Origin of the sequence: Paracoccus laeviglucosivorans, assembly GCF_900182695.1 — a bacterium.
GTDB classification, from domain to species: Bacteria; Pseudomonadota; Alphaproteobacteria; order Rhodobacterales; family Rhodobacteraceae; genus Paracoccus; species Paracoccus laeviglucosivorans.
This window is the reverse complement of record NZ_FXTK01000006.1, coordinates 26,155-49,666: the sequence shown is the minus strand read 5'-3', so window position 1 is coordinate 49,666 and position 23,512 is coordinate 26,155. Positions and strand designations below refer to the sequence as shown.

The following is a 23,512-nucleotide window of genomic DNA, read 5'->3' as shown; positions in this document are numbered from 1 at the left end:
GGGATCCCTGACCAAATCGCATCATTGGCGCGGCGATCACAGCTTGTAAACCGCAGCGCGACACCCACTTGCAATCGACTGGTGCAAGGTTCAACGATCCCCGTCACCGGCCAGCATATCTGCCGCATGTCCGTCAGGAATTTCCATGGAACAAAGCCTTACCCGCTTCATCTGGACGCATACCCGGCGTGAACAAAGCTGGGTCGTCGCGGTCGTGCTGGTTTCACTGATCCCCTATTATCTGGCCTTTGACCTGCCCAAGCAGATCGTGAACGGCCCGATTCAGGGTCAGGGCTTCGAAGCGGACGGCGCGACCGAGCTGTTCCTGCACATCTCGCCCAGCCTGCCCTGGATCGGAGAGGTGACGCTGTTCCCCGGCATCCCGTTGCAGCGCATGGACATGCTCATGGCGCTGAGCATGACCTTTCTGGCGCTGGTCATCGTCAACGGCTTGTTCAAGTTCTACATCAACACCTACAAGGGCCGCATGGGCGAACGGCTGCTGCGCCGCATCCGCTATCAGCTGATCGACCGCATCCTGCGCTTTCCGCCCCAGCAGTTCCGACGCATCAAGCCCGCCGAAGCCGCCAGCATGATCAAGGACGAGGTAGAGCCGCTGGGCGGCTTTACCGGCGACGCCTTTGTCCAGCCGGTGATGCTGACAGGTCAGGCGCTGATGGCGATGATATTCATCTGCGTTCAGAACCTGTGGCTGGGCGCGATCGCGGGGGGCATCGCGGGCATTCAGGTCGCGATCATCCCGCGAATGCGCCGCCGCCTGATCGAACTGGGACGTCAGCGCCAGTTGACCGCCCGTCAGCTTTCGGGCCGCATCGGCGAGCTGATGGAGGGCATCTCCACCATCCACGCGATGGACACCACCAATTACGAACGCGCCGACATGAGCGCGCGACTGGGGCGTATCTTCAAGATCCGTTACGACCTGTATCAATGGAAGTTCATGGTGAAATTCCTGAACAACTTCCTTGCCCAGATCACGCCCTTCATCTTTTACGCCTTCGGCGGCTACCTGACGATCAAGGGCGAACTGGACGTGGGCCAGCTGGTCGCCGTCATCAACGCCTATAAGGATCTGCCCGGCCCGCTGAAGGAACTGATCGACTGGGATCAAGCCCGTCAGGACGTGCAGGTGAAATATGAACAGGTCGCCGAACAATTCCGCGCGCCCCTGCTGATCGACGAAAAGCTGCATGATGTCAGCCTTGAGACCGGGGCACTTGGCAAACCGCTGACCGCTTCGGGCATTCTGGTGCAGGACGAAGGCGGCGAAAAGCTGCTGGACCGCGTGTCAATCTCGATCGAGCCGGGCGAGACGGTGGCATTGATCGACGACAGCGGCAGCGGTGCGGAAACCTTGGCCGCCGTCTTCGGTCGCGCGGTCTGGCCCACCAGCGGCCGCCTGACCGTGGGCGGAGAGGCGGTGACGGACCTGCCCGAACACCTGCTGGGCCGCCGCATCACCTATGTCTCGTCCGAGGATTATTTCTTTCACGGTTCGCTGGGCGAAAACCTGCTTTATGGCCTGCGCCACGCCCCCTATGCCCTGCCCGAGCATGAGGATGCCCGCGCTGCCAAGCACGCCCGCTGGGAAGCGATGGAGGCGCGCGCGTCGGGGAATGCCGATTTTCCGCTGATGGCGGATTGGCTGGATCACGGATTGCTGCCCCCCGGCATCGACGGCGAACGCGATCTGGACCACGCCGTGACCGAGGCGCTGCGGGCGTCCGGGCTGGAAAGCGACGTGATGAACATGGGCCTGCGCGCCCGCCTGCCCGGCGACGACCATGCCGAACTGAAGGCCGCCATCGTCGAAATCCGCCACCGTCTGCGCCGCGACCGCGACAGCGGCAAGGTCAAGCTGGCGATCGAGCCTTTCGATCTGGACCGCTACAACCCGCAGGCCACCGTGGGGGAAAACCTGCTGTTTGGCGAACTGGCCTCGCCTCAGGCAGCGCTGGACATCCTGCGCAACACCTATGCCATCACGATCATGCGGCGGCTGGGCGTTTCGACGCGGCTGTTCGATCTGGGCCACGAATTGGCCTCGACCGTGCTGGAACTGCTTGGTGGCCCGGATGCCGAGGAAGAGGCACCCGATGACAGCATCTTTGGCCGCCTGCCCTTCCTGTCACCGCAGGACATTCCCGAACTGCGTCAGCTTGTCGGGCGCAACGCCATGGGCGGATATGCCACCGCCGTGCCCGAGGATCGGGTCCAGCTTCTGCGGCTGAGCATGTCTTACTCGGAAGCGCAGATGCGGATGGGGCTGATGACTTCGGACCTGACCGAACGCATCGTGAAAGCGCGGATCGAACTGGCCGAGGCGATGCCCATCGAATTGCAGGCGTTGTTCACACCTTACGACCCCGACGGCTACAACGACGCCGCGCGGGTGATCGACAACATTCTGTTCGGGCGTATCGGACGCTCCAACCCCGAAATGCAGCGCCGCATTCAGAAAACGCTGACCGGCTATCTGTCCGAAACCGGCATCAGCGGCGACATCCTGCGCCTTGGCCTGGCCGAGGACATTGGTCTGGGCGGACGCCGCTTGAACCAATCGCAGCGCCAACGGCTGAGCTTGGCGCGCGGCCTGATCCGGCAGTCGCAATATTATGTGCTGAACCGCGCGTTGTCGGCAGTTGACGCAAGGCTGCATGAGACTATCGTCAATGCGACATTGCAGACCCTGCACCGCCATGACGAAAAACCCGCTGTCATCTGGGTGTTGTCCAACCCCCGTATGGCCGGGCACTTCGAACGGGTCGTCGTCTTCGATCGCGGCAGCGTCGAATTCGACGGCAGCTACTCCGCCCTTCAGGCGGCGCAGAAGTCGAACTGCTCGCTGGTGTTCACATGAGGCCCGACATGGCGTTGAACGAAGAAGTCAATGTGCTGAGGCAGGTGCCGCTTTTTTCCTGTCTTGAGCCGCTGCGGCTTAAGAAGCTGGCCTTTGCCTCGCAGCGTATGCATTACGACCCGACCGAGGTGCTGTTTCAGCAGGGCGACGATGCCGACAAGGCCTATATCCTGATTTCAGGCCGGGCCGAGATTCTGGCTGACGGCGCAAGCGGCGACATCCGCATTGCCGAACTGCCCCCCGGCAGCATCGTCGGAGAGGTCGCGCTGCTATGCGGTGGCCTGCGCACCGCCACCGTCCGCGCACTGGAGCCGCTGGACGTGCTGGCGATCGAGCCGCAGGATTTCCTTGCCGTGCTGTCCGAAGATCGCGGCGCATGTGTGCGCATGATGCGCGTGCTGGCCCAACGGCTTGCGGTCACCACCTCGGACCTGATTGCCGCGCGCGCCGAACTTGCGCAATCGCAGGACGGCAGCGCTACATGATCCACCCCCCGGCCCCGAGACGCCCTTGACGCTGGCCCCCACCACGGGACGCCGACAGATGCATCGCCATGTGCTGCTGGCCCGCCAGCTTTCCGGCGTGGTGATCCTGTGTTTCGTCGTGATGCACCTGACGAACCACGCGCTGCTGATCAGCTCGATCGACCTTGCGGACAATGCGCGGGCTTGGCTGGCAAAGCCGTGGCGCAGCCTGCCGGGCACGGTGTTGCTTTACGGCGCTGCGCTGGTCCATGCCCTGCTGGCGTTATGGACGCTTTACAGCCGCCGCACGCTGCAAATGCCGCTGATCGAAATGGTCCTGCTGATCATGGGGCTGCTGATCCCCTATCTGCTGATTGAACACGCCGTGGCAATGCGGCTGCAACTGCCCATGCGCGGGATCGAGCCAAGCTATCTGCAAGTCCTGACACTGCAATGGTTCGACAACCCCGTGCTGGCGATCCAGCAATCGGTGGCGCTGATCATCGTCTGGGTGCATGGCTGCCTTGGTCTGGGTCGCGCGCTGTCGGCAAATCCGCGCTTTCGCCAGATCCGCACGGTGCTGATCGCCGCCGCCGTTCTGCTGCCCGTCCTTGCGCTGATCGGCTATGGCGTTGCCGGCACCGAGACCGTCGAACGTATCCGGCAGGCCGACATGTCGCCCCATCCCCCGATGCGTCCCATGCCGGAAAGCTACGGCGGGGGCAACATGATCGCCATGGTCGCGACCGCGATGCGCAGTGGCTGGGTCATGCTGATCGCGGTGGTGCTGATCCTGCGCCAGATACGCGCCTTGCTGGCCCGTGCGGGATCGGTCGAAATCTCGTATCTCGGGGGCGCGCTGGTCCGTGTCGCGCCCGGCACCTCGGTTCTTGAGGCAAGCCGGATCAACGGCATCGCGCATTATTCGGTCTGCGGCGGCAATGGCCGCTGTTCGACCTGCCGCGTGCGCATCATGGCCAGCGACATGCCCCTGCCCGATGCGGACGCGGCCGAGCGGGCAACGCTGTCGCGCATCAATGCCGGTCCCGATGTGCGGCTGGCCTGCCAGTTGCGCCCGACTGCCGCGCTGACCGTTGCCCGCCTGATCGAGCCGCCGCAGACCCATCTGACCACCGCCCCCGAAATGCCCCCCGAGGAACGCGAGATCGCGGTGATGTTCTGCGACCTGCGCAACTTCACCTCGCTTTCCGAACGCCAGCTGCCCTATGACGTAGTGTTCCTGCTGAACCGGTATTTCGAGCTGGTGGGCAATGCCGTCTCTGCCTCGGGTGGCAAGGTGGACAAGTTCATCGGCGACGGCGTGATGGCGGTCTTCGGGCTCGAGGGCGATCTGCCCCATGCCTGCCGCGCCGCCCTGCGCGCCGCAGCCCTGATCCGACAGGAAATCGCGGTGATGAACCGTGAACTGCACCGCGACATCGCGCTGACAATCGATGTTGGCATCGGCATCCATGCCGGGCCCGCGATCATCGGCCAGATGGGCTTTTCCGGGAATATGAGCCAGACCGCCATCGGCGATACCGTCAACGTCGCCAGTCGGCTTGAAGGGGTCTCCAAGGATCTGCGCGCGCCCATCGTCATCTCGGACGAGGTTATGGCCGCGCAGGACCGCGACCGCGCAGGACTGGAAAGCCAGCGCGTGCCGATCCGGGGGCGGGAATTCGGGCTGGTCGTCTGGCCACTGCGCGATGCCGACAGCGTGCGGTTTCTGTAACCTCCTGCGGCTGGTCAGGAATTGCGGCCCATGTTAGGCGGAATGGCAAAAGCGAAAGGTCACGGGATGCTGGAAGAATTGCTGCGCAAGATCGGAGACCGCACCGCCCGCGTCGGCGTCGTGGGTCTGGGCTATGTCGGCATTCCGCTGGCCATGCGCATCAGTGAAATGGGCCTGCCGGTGCTTGGCTTCGACATCCTGCCCGAACGCATCCGCCAACTGACCGCAGGCGAAAGCCCCATCCGCCACATCGCACCCAAGGCGATCGCCGCCATGAACGCACGCGGCTTTCAGGCGACCGGCGATTACAGCCGTGCCGCCGAATGCGATGCGCTGCTGATCTGCGTGCCGACGCCTTTGGACAAGCACCGCGAACCCGACCTGCGCTTTGTCACCGCGACGATGGAGTCGCTTGCGCCGCATCTGCGGGCCGGGCAGTTGCTGTCCTTGGAAAGCACGACATGGCCCGGCACCACCGCCGAGGTGCTGGCACCCTATTTCACCGCCGCCGGTCTGACGCCGGGCGTGGACGCCTTTCTGGTCTATTCCCCGGAACGCGAAGACCCCGGCAACCCCGATTTCGACACCAGCCGCATTCCCAAGGTGGTGGGCGGCGACGATCCGGCATCGCAGGCGGCGGGCGTGGCGCTGTATTCCGCCTTTATAGACACGGTTGTTCCCGTCAGTTCATCGCGCGCCGCCGAGATGGTGAAGCTGTTGGAAAACATCTACCGCGCCGTGAATATCGGGTTGGTGAATGAACTGAAGATCGTCGCCCAACGCATGGGGCTGGACATCTTCGAGGTGATCGGCGCCGCCGCAACAAAGCCCTTTGGTTTCAAGGCATTCTATCCCGGCCCCGGCATCGGCGGCCATTGCATCCCGGTCGATCCCTTCTACCTGACATGGAAGGCCCGCGAATACGGCATTCACACCCGCTTCATCGAACTGGCCGGAGAGGTGAACGCCTCGATGCCCGATTACGTCGTGGGCAAGGCGCTGCAGGCCCTGAACGCACGCGGCAAGGTCATGTCCGGCGCGCGCCTGCTTTGTCTTGGCATCGCCTATAAACCGGATGTGGACGATGTGCGCGAAAGCCCCTCGGTGCTGGTGATGGAGCGGCTGCGGGATTGGGGCGCGGTTCTGGATTATTCCGACAGCCACGTCCCGGTTTTCCCGGTCATGCGCGAACACAGCTTTGATCTGGCATCAGTGGCGCTGACCGCCGAGGTCGTGGCGGGTTACGACGCCGTCCTGATCCTGACCGATCACAGCGATGTGGATTACGCGATGCTGCGCGAGCACGCGGCGCTGATCATCGACGCGCGGGGGCGTTACAGCAGCAATCCTGCGGGGAATATCGTGCCGGCATGAGGGGGTGGAAGGGGGAAAATGAGCCCATTGCAGACGGTCGTGAGCTTCGCATAGCCTTATGGGATCCAGACACCTAACAGAGTTTCCGATGATGCAGGCGGTCCCTCAGCCCAGAATTAAGTTATCGAAGCTACGCGACATCGGTTGGGCGCTCTGGGATCCTATCGGACTGCTGGACCCAGAAAACTGCTCGAGCAGATGGGACGACGAAGCGAACCTGCCATTCGCAGACGAATACGACAGCTATTTGCTAGAGGCGGCTTCAGAGCTGCGCAGGGGAATACCCCGCGGCGAGGTCGTCGGGTTTCTAGTCGAGATCGAAACCCAGCACATGGGGTTAGGCGAAAACACAAGCGCCCGATCAAGGGCGGAAGCGGTTGTTGAGGCGATCCTCGCCGACCAGACTATCTGGACATGGCCCGATGCTCAGGGACGATTCGACCAGGCCGTTTGACCGCTTCGTCCGGCATCACACCCACACCACCGCCCCTGCAAAAAAGGCCCGCATCACTGCGGGCCTTTTCGCAATCACTCGGGCAAAATCCGTACCGCGCCCTTATCCGCCGACGACGCAAAGGCGGCGTAGGCCTTTAGCGCGGTGGTCACATTGCGCTTGCGCGGCTCGGCGGGTTTCCAGCCCAGCTTGTCCTGCTCGGCGCGGCGGACCTCCAGCTCGGCGTCGGGGACGGCAAGGTTGATGGTGCGGTTCGGGATGTCGATCTCGATGATGTCGCCATTCTTGACCAGACCGATCAGCCCGCCCTGCGCCGCCTCGGGCGAGGCGTGGCCGATGGACAGCCCCGACGTGCCGCCCGAGAAACGCCCGTCCGTGATCAGCGCGCAAGCCGCGCCCAGACCCTTGGATTTCAGATAGCTGGTCGGATACAGCATTTCCTGCATCCCCGGCCCGCCTTTTGGCCCTTCATAGCGGATGACGACCACGTCGCCCGCCTTGACCTTGCCGCCCAGAATGCCGCTGACCGCCGCATCCTGACTTTCATAGACCACGGCGGGGCCTGTGAATTTCAGGATGGATTCGTCCACGCCCGCCGTCTTCACGATGCAGCCGTCCACAGCGATATTGCCGCTAAGCACCGCCAGACCGCCATCGGCGGTAAAGGGCGAGTTGACCGAGCGGATGACGCCTGCCTGCCGGTCCAGATCCAGCGTGTCCCAGCGCGCATCCTGCGAAAACGCCACCTGCGTCGGGATGCCGCCCGGTGCCGCGCGAAAGAAGTTGTGCACGGTTTCGCTGTCGGTGCGGGAAATGTCCCAGCGGTCGATCGCATCGCCCAGCGTCGGCGCATGGACGGTGGGCGTGTCGCGGTGGATCAGCCCGCCGCGTTCCAACTGGCCCAGGATCGCCATGATGCCGCCGGCGCGGTGAACGTCCTCCATATGCACGTCCTGCTTGGCAGGTGCGACTTTGGACAGGCAGGGCACGCCCCGCGACAGCCGGTCGATGTCGGACAGGTCGAAGTCGATCCCGCCCTCATAGGCGGCCGCAAGGATGTGCAGCACGGTGTTGGTGGACCCGCCCATGGCGATGTCCAGCGACATGGCGTTTTCGAACGCCTTCTTGTTCGCCACATTGCGCGGCAGCACGGATGCGTCGTTCTGTTCGTAATAGCGGCGTGTGATGTCTACGATCAGGTGCCCCGCCTCGATGAACAGGCGCTTGCGGTCGGCATGGGTCGCCAGGGTCGAGCCGTTGCCCGGCAGCGACAGGCCCAGCGCCTCGGTCAGGCAGTTCATCGAATTGGCGGTGAACATGCCCGAACACGATCCGCAGGTCGGGCAGGCCGAACGCTCGATCACGTTCACGTCCTCATCCGAAACGCTGTCATCGGCGGCGGCGACCATGGCATCGACCAGATCCAGCGCGTGCTTCTTGCCGTGCATGACGACCTTGCCCGCCTCCATCGGCCCGCCCGACACGAAGACGGCGGGGATGTTCAGGCGCATCGCGGCATTCAGCATACCGGGCGTGATCTTGTCGCAGTTCGAGATGCAGACCATGGCATCGGCGCAATGCGCGTTGACCATGTATTCCACGCTGTCGGCGATAATTTCGCGCGAGGGCAGCGAATACAGCATCCCGTCATGGCCCATCGCGATGCCGTCATCGACCGCAATGGTGTTGAATTCCTTGGCGACGCCGCCCGCGGCCTCGATCTCGCGCGCGACAAGCTGGCCCAGATCCTTAAGGTGGACGTGGCCGGGCACGAATTGCGTGAACGAGTTGACGACTGCGATGATGGGCTTGCCGAAATCGCCGTCCTTCATGCCGGTGGCACGCCAAAGGCCGCGGGCCCCTGCCATGTTGCGGCCATGCGTGGTCGTGCGAGAGCGATAGGCTGGCATTTCTGTTATTCCCGTCTGGAGCTGACCCGCACCGGGCCCTTCGGATTTGACAGGACTATACCCATGGACGCCGTGATTCCAGTGCCAGCAGGGTCAGTCTTTCTGACCCAGCCTGCGCAGCAATGCCATCGCGGCCTGAGGATTGCGTTCCTTGGCCCCGCTGATGACATATAGAAACACGTCGCGCGGCGTTGTCTTGGCTGCCTTGCCCGCATAATCCAATCCGTCCGGGCTGTCGCCCGCGGCCCAGGATCGCGCCCGTGCGGCCCATTGGTCCAGCGCCTTGTCGTCATACCCTTCGGGATGATCGGCCTTGGTTCCCATGATCCGGGCATAGACGAAATCCGTGGTCAGGTCCGCGATCTGCGGAAATTCCCCATCGGCCGAGATGATGATCGCCACACCATGTTCGCGGCACAGATCGACGAACTCCAGCACGCGGAAACTGTCATGGCGCACCTCGACCGCGTGACGCAGGCGTTGACCATGCGCCTCGGGGGGAAGCAGCTTCAGAAAGCCTGCGAAATCCTCGGGATCGAATTTCTTGGTCGCCATGAACTGCCAGTTGATCGGCCCCAGCTTGTCGTCCAGCAACGCCACGCCGCTGTCGAAAAAGCGGCTGACGCTTTCGCCCGCATCGGCCAGCACCTTGCGGTTCGTCGCAAAGCGCGGAGCTTTCAGCGAAAAGACGAAGTCCTCGGGCGTCTCATCATGCCACTTGCGAAAGCTGTCGGGCTTTTGCGATCCGTAATAGGTGCCGTTGACCTCGATGCTGGTCAGGTGGCGGCTGGCATGTCCCAGTTCGCGTTTTTGCGCCAGACCGTCGGGATAAAAGCTGCCGCGCCACGGCTCATAGGTCCAGCCGCCCACGCCCACGCGAATTATGCCATCAGCCATCACGCCCCCCTTTGTCGGTCACGGCCTCAGCCTAACATGGCGATACGGCCATGGGCGGGAATTTTCCAATTGCCGTCAAGTCACGGCAAATCCTCTTGAATTTGTCAGGAAACTGGGCGGTAGTCTTGGCATTTGCGGCTTTTTTATTTCATGCGAGGCGAGAATGGCGATTACCGGAACCGATAACGCAGACAGTCTGCCCGGCACCGATCTGTCCGAGGTCATCAACGGTCTGGGCGGCAATGACACGATCATCGGCTATGGCGGGAATGACACGCTGAACGGCGGGTCTGGCGATGATATTTTCCGCATCGGCGGCACCAATCCCGGCACGGACTATTTCAACGGCGGCGATGGCGCCGACCGCATCCAGCTAAGTTCGGATCTGGTCGTGTCGCAACTGCTGCTGAACAGCACCTATCTGACCAGCACCGAGATGCTGGATTTTTCCTATTACGACATTTCGGGGACGGGTGGGAACGACGTCTTCGACATTTCGGGCATCACGCTGACCAACAGCTATGGCATGATCTATATGCTTGATGGCGCGGATCGCTTTACCGGCTATATCGGCAATGATCTGGTCGATGGCGGTGCAGGCAATGACACGTTGATCGGCGGTGCCGGGAACGACACGCTGGTCGGCGGCAACGGCAATGACAACCTGATGGGCGGCACGGGCGACGATGTGTTCCGCATCGGAGGCAGTGATTTCGGCTTTGACATCTATAACGGCGGCGACGGCGCGGACCGTATCCTGCTGACCTCGGATGTGACCGTCTCGCGGTTGACGCTGATGGCGGGGAATGTGCTTTCGACCGAATTGCTGGACTTTTCGTATTACGACATCGAAGGGACGGGCGGCGACGACATCTTCAACATCTCGGGCATCGCCAGCACGAACAGCTACGGCACCATCTACATGTATGATGGCAACGATGCCTTTACCGGATATGCGGGTAGCGATTACGTCGATGGCGGTTCCGGCAACGACACGCTGAACGGCGCGGCGGGCGATGACACGCTGACCGGCGGCACCGGGAATGACAATCTGATCGGCGGTACGGGCAACGATACCTTCCGCATCGGCGGCAGCGATTTCGGGCTGGATATCTATAACGGCGGCGCGGGTGCCGACCGTATCCTGCTGACCTCGGACGTGACCGTTTCGCGGCTGCAGCTGACCAGCGGCAACGTGATCGGAACCGAGACGCTGGACTTTTCCTATTACGACATCGAGGGGACCGGCGGGAACGACATCTTCAACATCTCGGGCATCACCAACACCAACAGCTATGGCCGCATCTATATGTATGACGGCAATGACGGCTTTACCGGCTATGCTGGCAACGATTACGTCGATGGCGGTGCGGGCAATGACACGCTGAACGGCGGTGCGGGCAATGACGAACTGATCGGCGGCACGGGTGATGACAGCCTGTTTGGCGGGACGGGTAACGACACCTTCCTGATCGGCGGCAATAATTTCGGCAACGACATCTACAACGGTGGGCTTGGCGCGGACACGATCCGCCTGACTTCGGACATCGCGGTGTCGCGCTTTACGCTGACGGCCGCAAACGTCATCGGGACCGAGATACTGGACATGTCCTATTACGACATTTCGGGGACCGGCGGGAACGACATCTTCAACATCAGCGCCATCCGTCAGGTCAGCAGCTACAGCCGCATCGACCTGCTTGACGGCAACGACATCTTCACCGGCCATATCGGCAATGATTACGTCGATGGCGGCGCGGGCAACGATACGCTGATCGGCGGGGCGGGCAACGACACCCTGCTGGGTGGCACGGGCCGCGATATGGTCAGCTATGCCGCAGCGGCCGGCGGCGTGACGGTGAACCTTGCCCTGACCGAGGCGCAGACGCTGGGCGGCGGACAGGGCACGGATCGGCTGGAATCGATCGAATCCGTCATCGGTTCGAACTTTGCCGATCGCATCACTGGCAATGCCGCCGCCAATAACCTGATCGGCGGCGCGGGCAATGACGTGCTGGCGGGCGGCATGGGCAATGACACGCTGAACGGCGGCACGGGCATCGACACGGCCAGCTATGCCGGGTCTGCGGGCAGCGTCACCGTAAACCTGACGCTGACCGGACCGCAGACCACCGGCGGCGGTCAGGGCGTCGATACGCTGATCCAGATCGAGAACCTGATCGGCTCGAAACTGGCGGACCGTCTGACGGGCAATGCGGGCGCCAACAATATCGACGGCGGCTTCGGCCATGACGTGTTGAACGGTGGCGCGGGCAATGACACGCTGCTGGGCGGTCTGGGCAATGACACCGTCATCGGCGGCGCGGGCAATGACGTGATCTGGGGACATGCGGGCAATGATGTGCTGACCGGCGGTCTTGGCGTCGACCAGTTCCACTTCCTTGCTGCGAACAATGCCGACCGCATCACCGATTGGCAGAACGGCATCGACCGCATCGTGATCCATGGCGGCGCGGCCTATGACGAGTTCCGCGACCTGAACATCTCTACCGTGAATGGCAATGCCGTGATCAGCTTCGGCGGCACGTCGATCACGCTGGTCGGCGCGTCTGCCGGGATGGTGGATGCGTCCGACTTTACCTTTGTCTAAGCAGCCAAGCTTGCCGCCCGGCCATGGTCGGGCGGCATTGCGCATCGGCTGCATCGGGACGAAGGACGCCGCGCATATCGGCGACGCCCGACGCCCCGACCCCGTTCTGCGGACCGCGTTGTCCGGGACAGGATTTGCCAGCATGACCTGCCCGGCCCACGTCGTCAGAAGGAAAGACGGACGCCGGATCACACATCAACGGAAACGCCTGAACTGCGACCTAAGGGAAATGTTCCCGCGCGCCATCCCATCTCTGGCGATGGTCGGATGCCGGGCTGCATCGCGCCCGCCCAGCCCTGCTATATACGATCAACCCGCCTCTTGTTCTGGCGGGGTCCGTGAAAGCTGGGCCGCGTGCAAAGCCTGATCAAGCTCGCGGGCCAGTTGCATAAGGCGCGGAGAGATAGGCTCGATCCGCGTTTGTTCGCGCAGTTCGGCCATCAGTCTTGCGGTTTCGGGATTGGTCCCCGCGCTGTCGTTCATCGTCATCGCGAGGCACCCCCTCTCTCATGCGAAATATAAATATATTAATCCATGTTTAGGCATACTGCCCGCCGCTGCACCAGTATAATTCCGCTTTACTGCATCATTTTACCGTTGAGTTGTCGGCAACGCTGCAACGCGTTCGGTCATTCAGCAGGCGCGCGGCCCTGCCCTGCGGTATTGTCCGGTGCGGTTGCGCTGGTAGGATCTTCTTGCCGCTCCTCGGCGTGCCAGAACTGGCGCAATGCAAAGACGCCAATGACAATCACCGCCAGGACGATCACGATGCGGATCGCGGCACGCCCCGCTTGTGGCGGAGCGGGCTTGCGGGCATGAGGGTCAGGGTCGTTCACGGGCAGGCTCCTTTGATCAATTCAGGGGCCAACCCGTGACAACAGGTCATGTTCCAGCCGTCGCGTTAATAGCAATTGCCACTGGTGCACGAGAGACCGCCCGCAACCGCACCGATCAATGCGCCGGTCGTCTTAGATCCGCCCAATGCGTCGGCTGTGACAGCACCCAGACCAGCGCCGCCGACCGTGCGGACCGCTGCACTGTTCGTCGGGTTGTTATAGCCGCCGCATCCCGCGACCAGCAGCGTCAGTGCCAGGAATGCAGAACCTGTCTTGATCATCTCGATATGCCTCTGTTTTCGTTCTTCTTCGAGGCAGCTTATCCGGCACCGCCCCGTGCGGCCATGCGTTCGGGGTGGCCTGTCACCTGCTTGTGACTGCCTTGCGCGGGATCGCGCCCGCGCTTTGCATCGAGCCTATATGTCTTATTGATCTGCCAGCCATCATGGTGGGTGCGATTACCTGCATGGATTTGGCGCAAATGTTCCAGTCGCAACTGATGCTTATGCCAATGGCGCGGCCCTGCCCGACATTCAGGCATGGCACCGGACTTAATATGGCCGACCATCCCTGTGGCGAAACAGCCCATCGGCATTGGCGCTGATCATGTCGACATCGGAACAGCAGATCAGGTCGTCGGGATGACGCGACCCGATTTCCAGATACACCGCCATCTGATCCGACCGATTCGCCATGTGATGCCCGTCAGCGATTCCTTTGGGAAAGGCCGCGCAGTCGCCCGCGCGCAGCACAGTCTCGCGGTCATTTTCGATCAATGTCAGCTCGCCCGAGACGACAAAAACGAATTCATCTTCGTGAGAATGCCAATGTCGCTGGCTTGACCAATTGCCGGGCGGCAGGCGCGTCAGATTGACGCCGAAATCGGCCAATCCGGCTGCATCGCCCAGACGCTGCCGCAACCTTTCCGAAGAAATGGCATCGAATTCCGGTGGATAACCCGTCCCTTTTAATGTGGGAACCTGTTCAAGATCGATCTTGGGCATGGCCCGCCTTTCGCAACTGGTCTGCCGCATTTTAGCGCAGATGCAGTCAGGCGCGAAACCCGGCCGTTAGCGCAAGCAGGTGCGGCGCGATCCGGGCATCGAACAAATAGTTAACGCTCGCCTTTTGGTTGATTTGTCATTACTGTGCAATCTTAGGTTGTAAGTATGACTGCGACCGACCCCGCGCCTGGGCCTTGGCGCGTAAAGCCTTTTTGCCGGAACGGAGCTTACATGCCGACCCACAACAACGACGTCCTGCGCGCCACCGAAGCCAGACAGACCATCCATGCTGGCGGCGGAGACGACGAATTCTATTGGAACCCTGCCATCGGCTCGGTGACCTTCCATGGTGGCGACACGAACGAACGCTATGATGCCAACCCCTATATGGACCGCACCGGCGGCGACCGGCTGTTCATCGAAAGCAAGATCGGCGTCAACCTGCGTTTCGACACGACCGAGGACGGCATTGCTCGGCAGGGCGCGAATGTCCTGAAATTCACCGGAGTCGAACGCCTGCACCTCGGCTCGGGCGACGATACGATCAATGGCGCGCGCGCCCATCTGGCCCCCGCCCATGACGGCACCCCGACCCATGGACTGACCGTCTATGCAGGTGACGGAAATGACGTCATCATCGGCACGGCCTTTGACGATTTCATCGACGGCGGCTCGGGCAATGACACGATCCGCGCGGGTGACGGGCACGACTTCATCCAGTCCAGCACCGGCGACGATCTGATCTATGGCGGCGACGGCAGCGACAATATCCGCTGGGGTCAGGGCAATTTCGACGAAGTCGTTGGCAATGACACGATCTATGGCGGCGCGGGTCAGGACCTGATGAACGTCTGGATCAAGGGCGGCTATGAAAATTCGCCCGGCGTCGCGGTCAAGATCAACTGGGTTGCCGAGGGCGGGTCTTTCGCCGGAACTTCGCAGACCGATTTCGGCGGGGCGCGTTCCACGCTGCAATATTACGGCATGGAACAGCTTTGGACCCATGAAGGCCGCGATACGATTGATGGCTCTGGCGCCGTCATCGGACGCGGTGGCGCAGGCTTTCAGGCCAATGCGCGGTGGGGCGATGACGTTGTGCTTGGCTCGCGCGGGAACGACACGCTGGAAGGCGGCGAAGGGCGCGACACGATCAACGGCGGTCGCGGCGATGACCTGATTTCGGCCAATGGCGATTTCTTCAACATGCGCGCACCGGGCGACGGCGACCGCGACACGCTGATCTTCCGCGCGGGCGATGGCCATGACACGGTTCTGGGCTTTGATACCCGCATCGACGTTCTGGACCTTGGCGGACGGCATTACACCGCGACCGAGAACGCGCACGGCACGCTGCTGACCATTGGCAGCGACACGATTCTGCTCAGCAATGTCTTCGATCTCATCTAGAACGGTAGAAGGTTAAAGTTTTTGCAATTTTGACGGCGGGCGATGGTTTACAGCCCGCCGAAACCTGCGCCTATTGGTCCCATAATTGCGGGATGGGGAGCAGGCGCGATGACCGGATTGCCGAAGTTATGGACCGACGCGGCGCAGCGCATGGCCGCGTCGGTTCCCGTGATCGTGGCCACCCCGCAGGGGACGCCACGCGGAACGGTCCTGCTGGTTCATGGCCGCAACGGCGCCCCCGCCCAACCCCAGATCGCCGAGATTGCGCTTGCCTATCTGGCGCGCGGCTGGCGGGTGGCTGCGCCAGAACTGCCCCATTCCGCTGCCCTGCCCGATTCCGGCCCGCCGGACCAGCTGACATTTACCGGCCATGTCCGTGCCGCGACGGGCGTATGGGATTGGGTGGCGCAGCAATGGCCCGACACGCCACGCGCGCTTGCGGGCCACAGCCTTGGGGGCTTTGCCGTGGCGCATCTGGCCGCGGCCTCGGACGATACGCATCACGTGCTTGCCATGTCGCCGCCCATGTCGGGTCAGGTGCTGAAACGCGCCCGCGAAGCGATGGGCCCAGCCGCCATCGACGAGGTGCGCCGTGAATCCCCCGCATATTTCGCGGAAATGCAGACGGCGGATGCCGAACCCGCGCTGAACCTCATCGCCGCGCCGCTGGCCGTGGTCACCGGCAGCGAAGACGGGCTGATCCCGCTGAAAGATGCCCGCGCCTATTTCATGGCCGCGCAGAACGGCCGCTTTTTCGGCGCCTTGCCCGGAGAGCATCACTGCCCCGCTGGCGCGCCCTGCGCCGGGATGCTGAATGCGGCCCTGACGGCGTTGGGGGCTTAGCATGTTCGGCCCGGATCCCGTATGGATCGAATACCAGCGGCTGGCCTCGGCCCGCGCCATGCGCAATGCCTGTTCGGCCACGCATCTGACGCGGCATCGGCAGGGTTTTGGATGGACGGTCGTGCCCGCTCCCGGCTCGATCCTCGCCTCTCCGCGCATCGCCAGTTGGAACCCCGAGCCGGATTATTTCCATCACTGGATCCGCGATTCCGCCATCGTGCTGCGTGCGCTGCCGCTGGCGATCAAGGCCGACCCATCGGCGCAGGGGTTCTGGCAGCAGTTCTTTGCGGATTTCGTGGCGTTTTCGCTGCACATCTCGGACCCGGAACGCGCGGGACCGTCGGTCAACCCGCTTCACGGCACGACGCAGCCCGATCACGCGAAATTCCTGCGCCCAGATGCGGAACTGGCAGCACTGGGCGGCGATGCATGGCTTGAGGAGCCGCGCTTTGCCGCCGACGGCGCGCCCGATCTGGAACGGTGGAGCAGACCGCAGGATGACGGCCCGGCCCTGCGTGCATCGGCCGTAATGGCCGTGCTTCGCAAATTGCCCGAACTGGACAGCCCGCAGGCGCAGACGTTGATTGCCCGCGATCTGGCGCATACGGCGCGCGTCGTCGGTCGCCCCTCGATCGGCCCGTGGGAGGAGGTGCCGCTGCGCCGCACGACCTTTACGCTGCTGGTGCAATGGGACGCGCTGGACCGCGCGGGCAATCCTGCCGCCGAACGCGCAGCCGCGCTGATGCAGCAGGCCGAGGATGAAACCACAGGCGGCTGGCGCGAAAGCGTCGAAGCGCCCGATGGGCGGCTGGACGCCGCGACATGCCTGGCGATCCTGCACGCCAATCGCAGCAGCGGCCCCTTTGCCCTGACCGCGCCGCGCAATCTGGCGACAGTCGCAGCACTTGAGGCGCGGTTTGCCGCGCTTTACCCGATCAACCGCGAAAGGCCGGTCCCTGCTGTGGGCCGCTGGGCCGAGGATGAATATTTCGGCGGCAATCCGTGGTTTCCGACCACGCTGGGCTTCGCCGAACTGCATTACCGCATCGCAGCCCAGACCGGCGACCGCGTGGCCTTTGAACGGGCCGAGGCGGGGTTGCGGCTGATCCAGTCCGTGTCCCCGCCCCCCGGCCCCCTGCCCGAACAGTTTGATCGCAGCACGGGCGCGCCGACCTCATGCCTTGATCTTACATGGTCGGCAGCGGCCTTTCTTGAGGCGGTCGCCGCCCGCGACCACGCGCTTCAGGCAATGGCGGGTGGCAGGTAAGGCGCGCTGAAATCCAGCGCCTGCAAACCGCGCTGCACCTCGGGGCGCGCTGACACCAGCCGCCAAAGCAAGCCCGAACGGTGGTTTTCCAGCCCGATGACGATGGGTGCCTGATCTATGGCAAGGCGGCTTTCCGCCACCCAGTCCTGCGCCGGGCAAAAGGCATCGACAAAGCCCGCCTCGCCCCAGATCCTGTCGCCCAGATCGTCGTGCAGGTGGCGCAGCACGGGCATCGCTTCGGACGGGACAAAGGCGAATGAGCCCAGCGCGGCAGTGGGTGTGATCGTGCCCGTGTCATCGGTCGGCGAATGCGCGACATAGCCCGATGGATCGTCACTGGCGGTCAGCCCCCAGCAATCTTCGCCATATCCCTTCCAGCCCTGTGGATTGCGCAGGCAATGCAGGCGGTTGACCAGCGCATGTGCGCGGACATGCCTGCCATAATCGGCATAGGCATCACGCAGCCCGCGCGGGTCAATGCCAAGGAACGGGTATTGCGACATGAAAAGCGGCCCGCCCCAATCCGGTCCCAAAGGCAGCACGGTTTCTCCATAGCTGCGCCCGTTCAGAAAGGTCGGGGTTTGCACCCAGCTGTCATGATAGCTGTCAGCCGGGATCGGATGGGTCCGCGATCCTGCGGCAAGGACGAATACGGGAAACGCCTCATTCCAGCCGCGGATCGGCAGGGCGTTCGCAGCCCAAGGACGGTCGGGATGGCGATGCCACATGACCGCGCCGTCTTCGCGCCGATGCGCGGCCCAATTCACAGCGTCGAAAATCGCCTGAATACGGTCCGTTAGCCAATCTTCCTTGAAGTAACTTGAAGCGCCTAGCAGGCCCAGCATCAGAAACGCCGTCTCGACCAAATCGCCGCCGTCATCGCCCGCCATAAAGGGCAGGACGCGCCCGGTCGTGCCGTTCAGGAAATGCGGGAAAACCCCGTCGAAGCGATCGGCGCTTTCCAGAAAGCCCACGATGCGTTCGACGCGATCAAGGATTTCGTGCCTGGGTCGCCAGCCGCGTTCCGCCGCGACGATCTGCGCCAGCAGCCCAAAGCCCGTGCCGCCCGTGCAGACGGTTTCGTTGATGTCATAGCCGAACGATCCGCCGCTGCGTTCACGGGCCATGCCGCTGACCGGGTGGCTCCAATCCAGAAAATACAGCGCCGTCGCCTGTGCCACGCGGTCGCACAGCGCGGCATCGTCAAGACCTTTCAGGACAGCCATGTCAGCTCCGTCATCTGGGTGTCGCGGCTGTTCGGGCCGATATGCAGGCGGATCAGGCCGGGATCGCGGACCCACTCGGCAGCCTCGATCGAGGGGGCAAGCGGATAGCGGAACTGGTCTGCGGTGATCTGGAACGCCACATCGCGGCTTTCGCCTGCGGCAAGATCGACCTGTGCAAAGTCGATCAGCTTGCGGCCGGGCCGGGTGACGCGGGCCACCGGGTCGCTGGCGTAAAGCTGCACCGTTTCGGTCGCGGGATGGGGGCCGGGGTTCGTCAGCGTCACGCGCAGCTCGATCACCTCATCCGCCTGAGCGGCGGTCTGCGACAGGCAGGGCGCGCCATAGCTTACCCCGCCAAAGCCCAGCCCGAAGCCAAAGGGGAACTGCGGCGCGTCATCGGGCATGTCCAGCCAGCCGGTCAGGAACTTCGCGAAGCGACCGGGATGCGGGCGCCCCGTCGGCTCGCACGCATAGCTTAACGGCACCTCGCCCGGATGGGCGGGCAGCGACATGGCCAACCGCCCGCTGGGCTGGGCCGCGCCAAAGATCAGATCGGCCACGCCTTCGGGACCGGCCACGCCGCCATGCCACGCATAAAGCAGCGCATTGGCCTGAGCGGGCACCTGACCTAGGGCGATGGGGCGACCGGCAAAGACGACGACCAGCATCGGCTTGCCGGTTTCCGCCAGCGCGGCGATCAGGCGGCGCTGCGGCGCGGGCAGGTCGGGCGACAGGCGCGAGGAGGATTCGCCCGCATGTTCCTTGGCCTCGCCCACCGCGACGATCACCACATCGGCGGCATGGGCTGCGGCGACGGCTTCGGCCAGCAGCTCTGCCTCGGGGCGGGGGTCGCGGGTGACGGTCACGCCATGGACATTCAGGCGGGTTTCCAGCCATGGTTCGTCAACGATGTTGGCGCCCCAGACCACTTGCGGTTCAACCCCGGTCAGCGCGGCAATGGCGCGGTCCAGCGGCACGACATCCTCGGCCCGGCCCGACACGGCCCATGTCCCCAGCATATTCGCGCGATCCGCCGCAAAGGGACCGATCAGCGCAAGTTTGGTATCGCGGGCCAAGGGCAGTAGCCCATCATTTTGCAGCAGCACCGCTGAGGCGGCGGCGGCCTTGCGCGCCAGCTTTCGGCCAGCGGCGCGGTCGGGCGCGCTGCCTGCCATGCCCCGGAACGGATCGTCCAGAAGGCCCAGACGGGCCTTGAAGGTCAGGACGCGACGGCACGAGGTTCGGATCAGTTCGACGATCTCGCCTGCGGAAAGCGTCAGCCCCGCATCCGGCGCATCCAGCCCGTCGCGGCCAAGGGCGGGCAGTTCGCGCAGATAATCCTCGCCCACCATGTCCATATCGACGCCTGCGTGCAAAGCGCGGGCCACGATCATCGCAGGCGCACCAAGGCCGTGCGCGATCAGTTCCTTGACGCCGGTGTAATCCGACACGACCAGCCCATCGAAACCCTGCCCGCCCCGCAGCCAGCCCTGGATCAGCGGGCCGTTCGCGTGCATGGGCAGCTTGTTGACCGCGTTGAACGACACCATGACGCTGGCCGCTCCCGCTTGCAGACCTGCGGCAAAGGGCGGCAGATAACTTTCCAGCAAATCCTCGGGTGCCAGCGTCACGTTGTCATAGTCGCGCCCGCTTTGCGGCGCGCCGTAAGCCACGAAATGCTTCAGGCAGGCCGCGACATGGCCGGATGCGCCAAGTACGCTGCCCTGAAAGCCCCGCGTCGCCGCAGCGGCAATGCGCGAGGCCAGCAACGGGTCTTCGCCCGGACCTTCGGCAACACGGCCCCAGCGGGCATCGCGGTTGACGTCGATCATGGGGGCATAGACCTGATGCAACCCTTCGGAGGCTGCCTCGGCCCCGGCAAAGGCGGCGGTGTCATGGATCAGATCCATGTCCCAGCTGCAGGCCAAAGCGATGTTCAGCGGAAAGACGGTGCGGTGGCCGTGGATCACGTCCTCGGCAAAGAACAGCGGGATGCCAAGGCGTGAACCGGCCAGTGCGCGTTCCTGCATGGCGCGCGCCGTCGCCAACGACTTTGTGCCAAAGATCGCGCCGACCTGCCCCGCATCCAGCCGCTGCGACAACGAGGTGGGTTGCTGCGCGCCCGTCACCAGCCCTTCGCCCGCAGGCAACAGGTTCAGCTGACCGATCATTTCGTCCAGTGTCATCGCCGCCATCAGGCGTTCGACGGCATCGTGCATCTCCATGCGCCTTCCCCTTGCGTCTTACTCTGCCGCGTGACGGGCAATAAGCTCCGTAGGGACCGGGCGCAGCCGTCCGACACCGTCGCGGATGTCCAGCATGGCCGAATAGAAGGGCGCTCCATCGGGATGATAGGGCGCCGTTTCGCCATGCAGCACCGCCAGCACCGCAGTCCGGGGCAAGCAGTCGCACAGCGTCAGATGGAAGTCCACGATGGCATCGACATCCAGCGCTGCCGTCGCTTCGTCCAGCAGCAGAACGTCGGGCTTGGCCAGCAGGATCCGCGCAAGGACCAACCGCTGTTTCTGTCCGCCCGACAGCACGTTGCGCCAGTTCTTGCCCTGATACAGCTCATCCTCAAGGCAATGGACGAAGCTTCCCAGACCCACCCGCGACAAAGCGGCGGCGGCGGCGATGTCGCTGTGCTGTTCGGGATGGTCGGGATAGGTCACCAGCGCCTTGAGCGTCAGGCGATCGGGCACGTCGGGTTCCTGCCCGGCAAAGAACAGCTTGGCCCCGTCGCGCATGACGACCTGCCCCGCGCCATAGGGCCAAAGCCCCGCCACAGCCTTGAGAAGGCTGCTTTTGCCACACCCGTTCTGCCCGTTCAGATAGACCCGGTTGCCGGGTTGCAGTTGCAGGTTCGGAACCGTCAGGAAAGCCGGGGTGTCATGGCCACGATGGTGCAGGCGCAGATTTTCCAGCGCCAGCAGCGGTCCCTTGTCCCGGCGCAGGCGTTCAAACTTGCTGACGCCCGTTTCGGCGTAAAAGCCTTGGCGTTCGCGGACCCGCTCGATCGCGGCGGCAAGTTCGGTCAGGCGCGCGGCATTGGCCTTGAGCGCGGCAATTTCGGGCATGACGTTGATGAACCACGACACGTCGCCGATCAGTTCCGCCGTCAGTTCGCTGCTGGCGACAAAATTCCGAAAGCTGAGGTTGCCCGCCATATAGGACGGCAGACCCGGCAGATAGGCCAGCAGGCGCGACGACAGGAAGCTGTAGACGGTGGTGAACAGCATGACGCCCGCGCCCAACCAGTTCTGTTTGCCCCATGTGCGGTCCAGATCGGCGTAAAGCTGGCTGTTGATGCGGCTTTGCGCGCGTTCGCCCCGCGCCGAGGCCATCTGGCTGACGCGGTTCAACATGCTGCCCCATTCGCCGCGCCATGCACCGTCATGGCGCTGGCGGCGAATGGTCAGCCGCTCGATGATGCGTCCCAGCCGCCATGCGACATAGGTGATCGTGGGCACATAGATCAGGATCAGCAAAAGGCTCAGCAGGGCCGAGCCGTATTGCCCCGGCACAAGGTTCAGGCTGACGCCGACCGAAGTTTCCAGCGTCGTGCCGACCTGCGCGGCCCAGCGGTCCAGAAACGGCACGGGCTGGCTGCGCTGCAACAGGGCCGAAAACACGAAATAGGTCGAGGCGACGGCCCCCCACATCCCCATCGAAAGCCCGATGACACCGCCGTAAAGGTTTGCCGAACACACGTCGATGCGCTGATCGATGGCATCGGGCATCCGCGATCCGTCCCCAGCAGCCGAGCGGTCGCTCATCAGGTCCAGCGCGATGCGTTCATCGGCCAGGATCGCGTCGTTGAATTTGCCCGCAAGCCAGCCGCGCGCACGCCGGTGCAGGGTCGAGGAGACGTAATGGCGCAGCGCCACCCCGGTCGAACGCCCCACGAAGATCGCCAGATAGGCGCCTGCAGCCAGCAGCACGACATGAACGGGATCAATCCCATCCTCGGAATGGTGGAAATTCGCCAGCGAGGCCACGAAATCCGCGCTCGCCAATGCCACCCACACGCTTGCCTTGCTGAGAAGCGTCGTCATCGCAAGAATGACGACGGTCAGCAGCCATGCCTCCCGCCAGCGTTCTGATGACCAGTACGCGAACAGAAGACCCCAGAACCCACTCAGACGTTTCAACTGCACTGTCCCTTTAGTGCAGAAACACGGCCACGCATTCCCACAAACAACGACAAGTCGCCTGCGGGCCGAGTTTCGGCACATTGTTCGAATTTCAGTCCACGCTGCGCGAAAATGTGCGCATTGCGAGCTGTCTGTAGGGAAAGCATATCAAGTTTTATTCTAGGCGGTAAACCGCCGATCTCCCTTGCGGGGCTGTATTAATCGCTAGGTGTGATGGAACCAGATCGCATCGGGCTGCGATTTCGTTGGGAATCGTGCTGACTGATGCGCAGCGGGGCAGAATTCTCGTGCAGGTTGCGGCTGGCCTGCATCGGACATGCGCCGCGCCTAAGTGTCCGGTTCGTGGGAAAAATAAACAGACCAGCCACAGGCATCGCTGCCGCTTCCAAGGTTCGGATTGGCGCGATCTCTTTCGCAGTCGAACCGGGTTCGGTTGCCTGACACGCAGC

General features: G+C 63.4%; 18 protein-coding genes. 9 read left to right on the top strand and 9 right to left on the bottom strand.

The genetic code is table 11. The annotated features are described in order from the left end of the window. Window positions 1-145: 145 nt before the first annotated feature. The 5 genes from FN835_RS09055 to FN835_RS09035 all read left to right on the top strand — a co-directional run bounded on the left by FN835_RS09055 (window position 146) and on the right by FN835_RS09035 (window position 6,908). Window positions 146-2,881, top strand: a complete 2,736-nt coding sequence (locus FN835_RS09055; protein WP_142662900.1) for an ABC transporter ATP-binding protein — start codon at window positions 146-148, stop codon at window positions 2,879-2,881. A gap of 8 nt (window positions 2,882-2,889) precedes the next feature. Continuing rightward, window positions 2,890-3,366 (top strand): cyclic nucleotide-binding domain-containing protein, encoded by a 477-nt coding sequence (locus FN835_RS09050; protein WP_142662899.1) that lies wholly within the window; start codon window positions 2,890-2,892, stop codon window positions 3,364-3,366. Between the two features lie 25 nt (window positions 3,367-3,391). Continuing rightward, on the top strand, window positions 3,392-5,080 hold the full coding sequence (locus FN835_RS09045) for an adenylate/guanylate cyclase domain-containing protein (RefSeq protein ID WP_142662898.1): 1,689 nt from the start codon (window positions 3,392-3,394) through the stop codon (window positions 5,078-5,080). Between the two features lie 42 nt (window positions 5,081-5,122). Next, window positions 5,123-6,454: a nucleotide sugar dehydrogenase gene (locus FN835_RS09040; RefSeq protein ID WP_281285402.1), complete on the top strand. Its 1,332-nt coding sequence runs from the start codon at window positions 5,123-5,125 to the stop codon at window positions 6,452-6,454. A gap of 88 nt (window positions 6,455-6,542) precedes the next feature. Further along, window positions 6,543-6,908 carry a hypothetical protein gene (locus tag FN835_RS09035; RefSeq protein ID WP_142662897.1) on the top strand — a complete coding sequence of 122 codons (366 nt, stop codon included), beginning with the start codon at window positions 6,543-6,545 and terminating at the stop codon, window positions 6,906-6,908. Window positions 6,909-6,982: 74 nt separating this feature from the next. Here the strand turns inward: FN835_RS09035 and ilvD are convergent, their stop codons facing one another. Further along, window positions 6,983-8,818 (bottom strand): dihydroxy-acid dehydratase, encoded by a 1,836-nt coding sequence (gene ilvD / locus FN835_RS09030; RefSeq protein ID WP_142662896.1) that lies wholly within the window; start codon window positions 8,816-8,818, stop codon window positions 6,983-6,985. Between the two features lie 93 nt (window positions 8,819-8,911). Further along, window positions 8,912-9,715, bottom strand: a complete 804-nt coding sequence (locus FN835_RS09025) for a DUF72 domain-containing protein (RefSeq protein ID WP_142662895.1) — start codon at window positions 9,713-9,715, stop codon at window positions 8,912-8,914. 163 nt (window positions 9,716-9,878) lie between these two features. Between FN835_RS09025 and FN835_RS21750 the strand changes: the two genes are divergently transcribed. Next, window positions 9,879-12,326, top strand: coding sequence for a beta strand repeat-containing protein (locus FN835_RS21750; protein WP_185958635.1), 2,448 nt, complete (start codon window positions 9,879-9,881; stop codon window positions 12,324-12,326). 309 nt (window positions 12,327-12,635) lie between these two features. Here the strand turns inward: FN835_RS21750 and FN835_RS09015 are convergent, their stop codons facing one another. From FN835_RS09015 to FN835_RS09000, 4 genes are all read right to left on the bottom strand, one after another. Continuing rightward, complete coding sequence (locus tag FN835_RS09015; protein WP_142662893.1) at window positions 12,636-12,815, bottom strand: hypothetical protein; 180 nt, start codon at window positions 12,813-12,815, stop codon at window positions 12,636-12,638. A 140-nt stretch (window positions 12,816-12,955) separates the two neighbouring features. Beyond that, window positions 12,956-13,162 (bottom strand): hypothetical protein, encoded by a 207-nt coding sequence (locus tag FN835_RS09010; RefSeq protein WP_142662892.1) that lies wholly within the window; start codon window positions 13,160-13,162, stop codon window positions 12,956-12,958. 65 nt (window positions 13,163-13,227) lie between these two features. Continuing rightward, window positions 13,228-13,443, bottom strand: coding sequence for a hypothetical protein (locus FN835_RS09005; protein WP_142662891.1), 216 nt, complete (start codon window positions 13,441-13,443; stop codon window positions 13,228-13,230). A 270-nt stretch (window positions 13,444-13,713) separates the two neighbouring features. Further along, on the bottom strand, window positions 13,714-14,166 hold the full coding sequence (locus FN835_RS09000) for a cupin domain-containing protein (RefSeq protein WP_142662890.1): 453 nt from the start codon (window positions 14,164-14,166) through the stop codon (window positions 13,714-13,716). Between the two features lie 231 nt (window positions 14,167-14,397). Between FN835_RS09000 and FN835_RS08995 the strand changes: the two genes are divergently transcribed. From FN835_RS08995 to FN835_RS08985, 3 genes are all read left to right on the top strand, one after another. Next, a complete protein-coding gene (locus tag FN835_RS08995) occupies window positions 14,398-15,573 on the top strand; it encodes a calcium-binding protein (protein WP_185958634.1) in 1,176 nt (391 codons plus the stop codon). 108 nt (window positions 15,574-15,681) lie between these two features. Then, window positions 15,682-16,416, top strand: coding sequence for an alpha/beta hydrolase (locus FN835_RS08990; protein ID WP_185958633.1), 735 nt, complete (start codon window positions 15,682-15,684; stop codon window positions 16,414-16,416). 1 nt (window position 16,417) lies between these two features. After that, window positions 16,418-17,683, top strand: a complete 1,266-nt coding sequence (locus tag FN835_RS08985; RefSeq protein ID WP_142662887.1) for a glycoside hydrolase family 15 protein — start codon at window positions 16,418-16,420, stop codon at window positions 17,681-17,683. On the opposite strand, the gene FN835_RS08980 is transcribed toward FN835_RS08985, so the two are convergent. Genes FN835_RS08980 through FN835_RS08970 form a run of 3 tightly spaced genes read right to left on the bottom strand, consistent with a single transcriptional unit; the run spans window position 17,659 to window position 23,060 of the window. Next, complete coding sequence (locus FN835_RS08980) at window positions 17,659-18,909, bottom strand: glucoamylase family protein (protein ID WP_142662886.1); 1,251 nt, start codon at window positions 18,907-18,909, stop codon at window positions 17,659-17,661. The genes FN835_RS08985 and FN835_RS08980 overlap by 25 nt on opposite strands. Next, a complete protein-coding gene (locus tag FN835_RS08975; protein ID WP_142662885.1) occupies window positions 18,897-21,134 on the bottom strand; it encodes a glycoside hydrolase family 3 N-terminal domain-containing protein in 2,238 nt (745 codons plus the stop codon). Before FN835_RS08975 ends, FN835_RS08980 begins: the two co-directional genes overlap by 13 nt. A gap of 18 nt (window positions 21,135-21,152) precedes the next feature. After that, window positions 21,153-23,060, bottom strand: coding sequence for an ATP-binding cassette domain-containing protein (locus FN835_RS08970; RefSeq protein ID WP_185958632.1), 1,908 nt, complete (start codon window positions 23,058-23,060; stop codon window positions 21,153-21,155). Window positions 23,061-23,512: the final 452 nt, after the last annotated feature.

Bases quoted from the DNA above. Each gene is read 5' to 3' on its own strand.
- FN835_RS09035 (WP_142662897.1), top strand. From the start codon at position 6,543: ATGATGCAGGCGGTCCCTCAGCCCAGAATTAAGTTATCGAAGCTACGC.
- FN835_RS08995 (WP_185958634.1), top strand. From the start codon at position 14,398: ATGCCGACCCACAACAACGACGTCCTGCGCGCCACCGAAGCCAGACAG.
- FN835_RS08985 (WP_142662887.1), top strand. From the start codon at position 16,418: ATGTTCGGCCCGGATCCCGTATGGATCGAATACCAGCGGCTGGCCTCG.
- FN835_RS09005 (WP_142662891.1), bottom strand. From the start codon at position 13,443: ATGATCAAGACAGGTTCTGCATTCCTGGCACTGACGCTGCTGGTCGCG.
- FN835_RS09000 (WP_142662890.1), bottom strand. From the start codon at position 14,166: ATGCCCAAGATCGATCTTGAACAGGTTCCCACATTAAAAGGGACGGGT.
- FN835_RS08980 (WP_142662886.1), bottom strand. From the start codon at position 18,909: ATGGCTGTCCTGAAAGGTCTTGACGATGCCGCGCTGTGCGACCGCGTG.
- FN835_RS09015 (WP_142662893.1), bottom strand. From the start codon at position 12,815: ATGACGATGAACGACAGCGCGGGGACCAATCCCGAAACCGCAAGACTG.
- ilvD (WP_142662896.1), bottom strand. From the start codon at position 8,818: ATGCCAGCCTATCGCTCTCGCACGACCACGCATGGCCGCAACATGGCA.
- FN835_RS21750 (WP_185958635.1), top strand. From the start codon at position 9,879: ATGGCGATTACCGGAACCGATAACGCAGACAGTCTGCCCGGCACCGAT.
- FN835_RS09040 (WP_281285402.1), top strand. From the start codon at position 5,123: ATGGCAAAAGCGAAAGGTCACGGGATGCTGGAAGAATTGCTGCGCAAG.
- FN835_RS09050 (WP_142662899.1), top strand. From the start codon at position 2,890: ATGGCGTTGAACGAAGAAGTCAATGTGCTGAGGCAGGTGCCGCTTTTT.
- FN835_RS08975 (WP_142662885.1), bottom strand. From the start codon at position 21,134: ATGGAGATGCACGATGCCGTCGAACGCCTGATGGCGGCGATGACACTG.
- FN835_RS08990 (WP_185958633.1), top strand. From the start codon at position 15,682: ATGACCGGATTGCCGAAGTTATGGACCGACGCGGCGCAGCGCATGGCC.
- FN835_RS09055 (WP_142662900.1), top strand. From the start codon at position 146: ATGGAACAAAGCCTTACCCGCTTCATCTGGACGCATACCCGGCGTGAA.
- FN835_RS09025 (WP_142662895.1), bottom strand. From the start codon at position 9,715: ATGGCTGATGGCATAATTCGCGTGGGCGTGGGCGGCTGGACCTATGAG.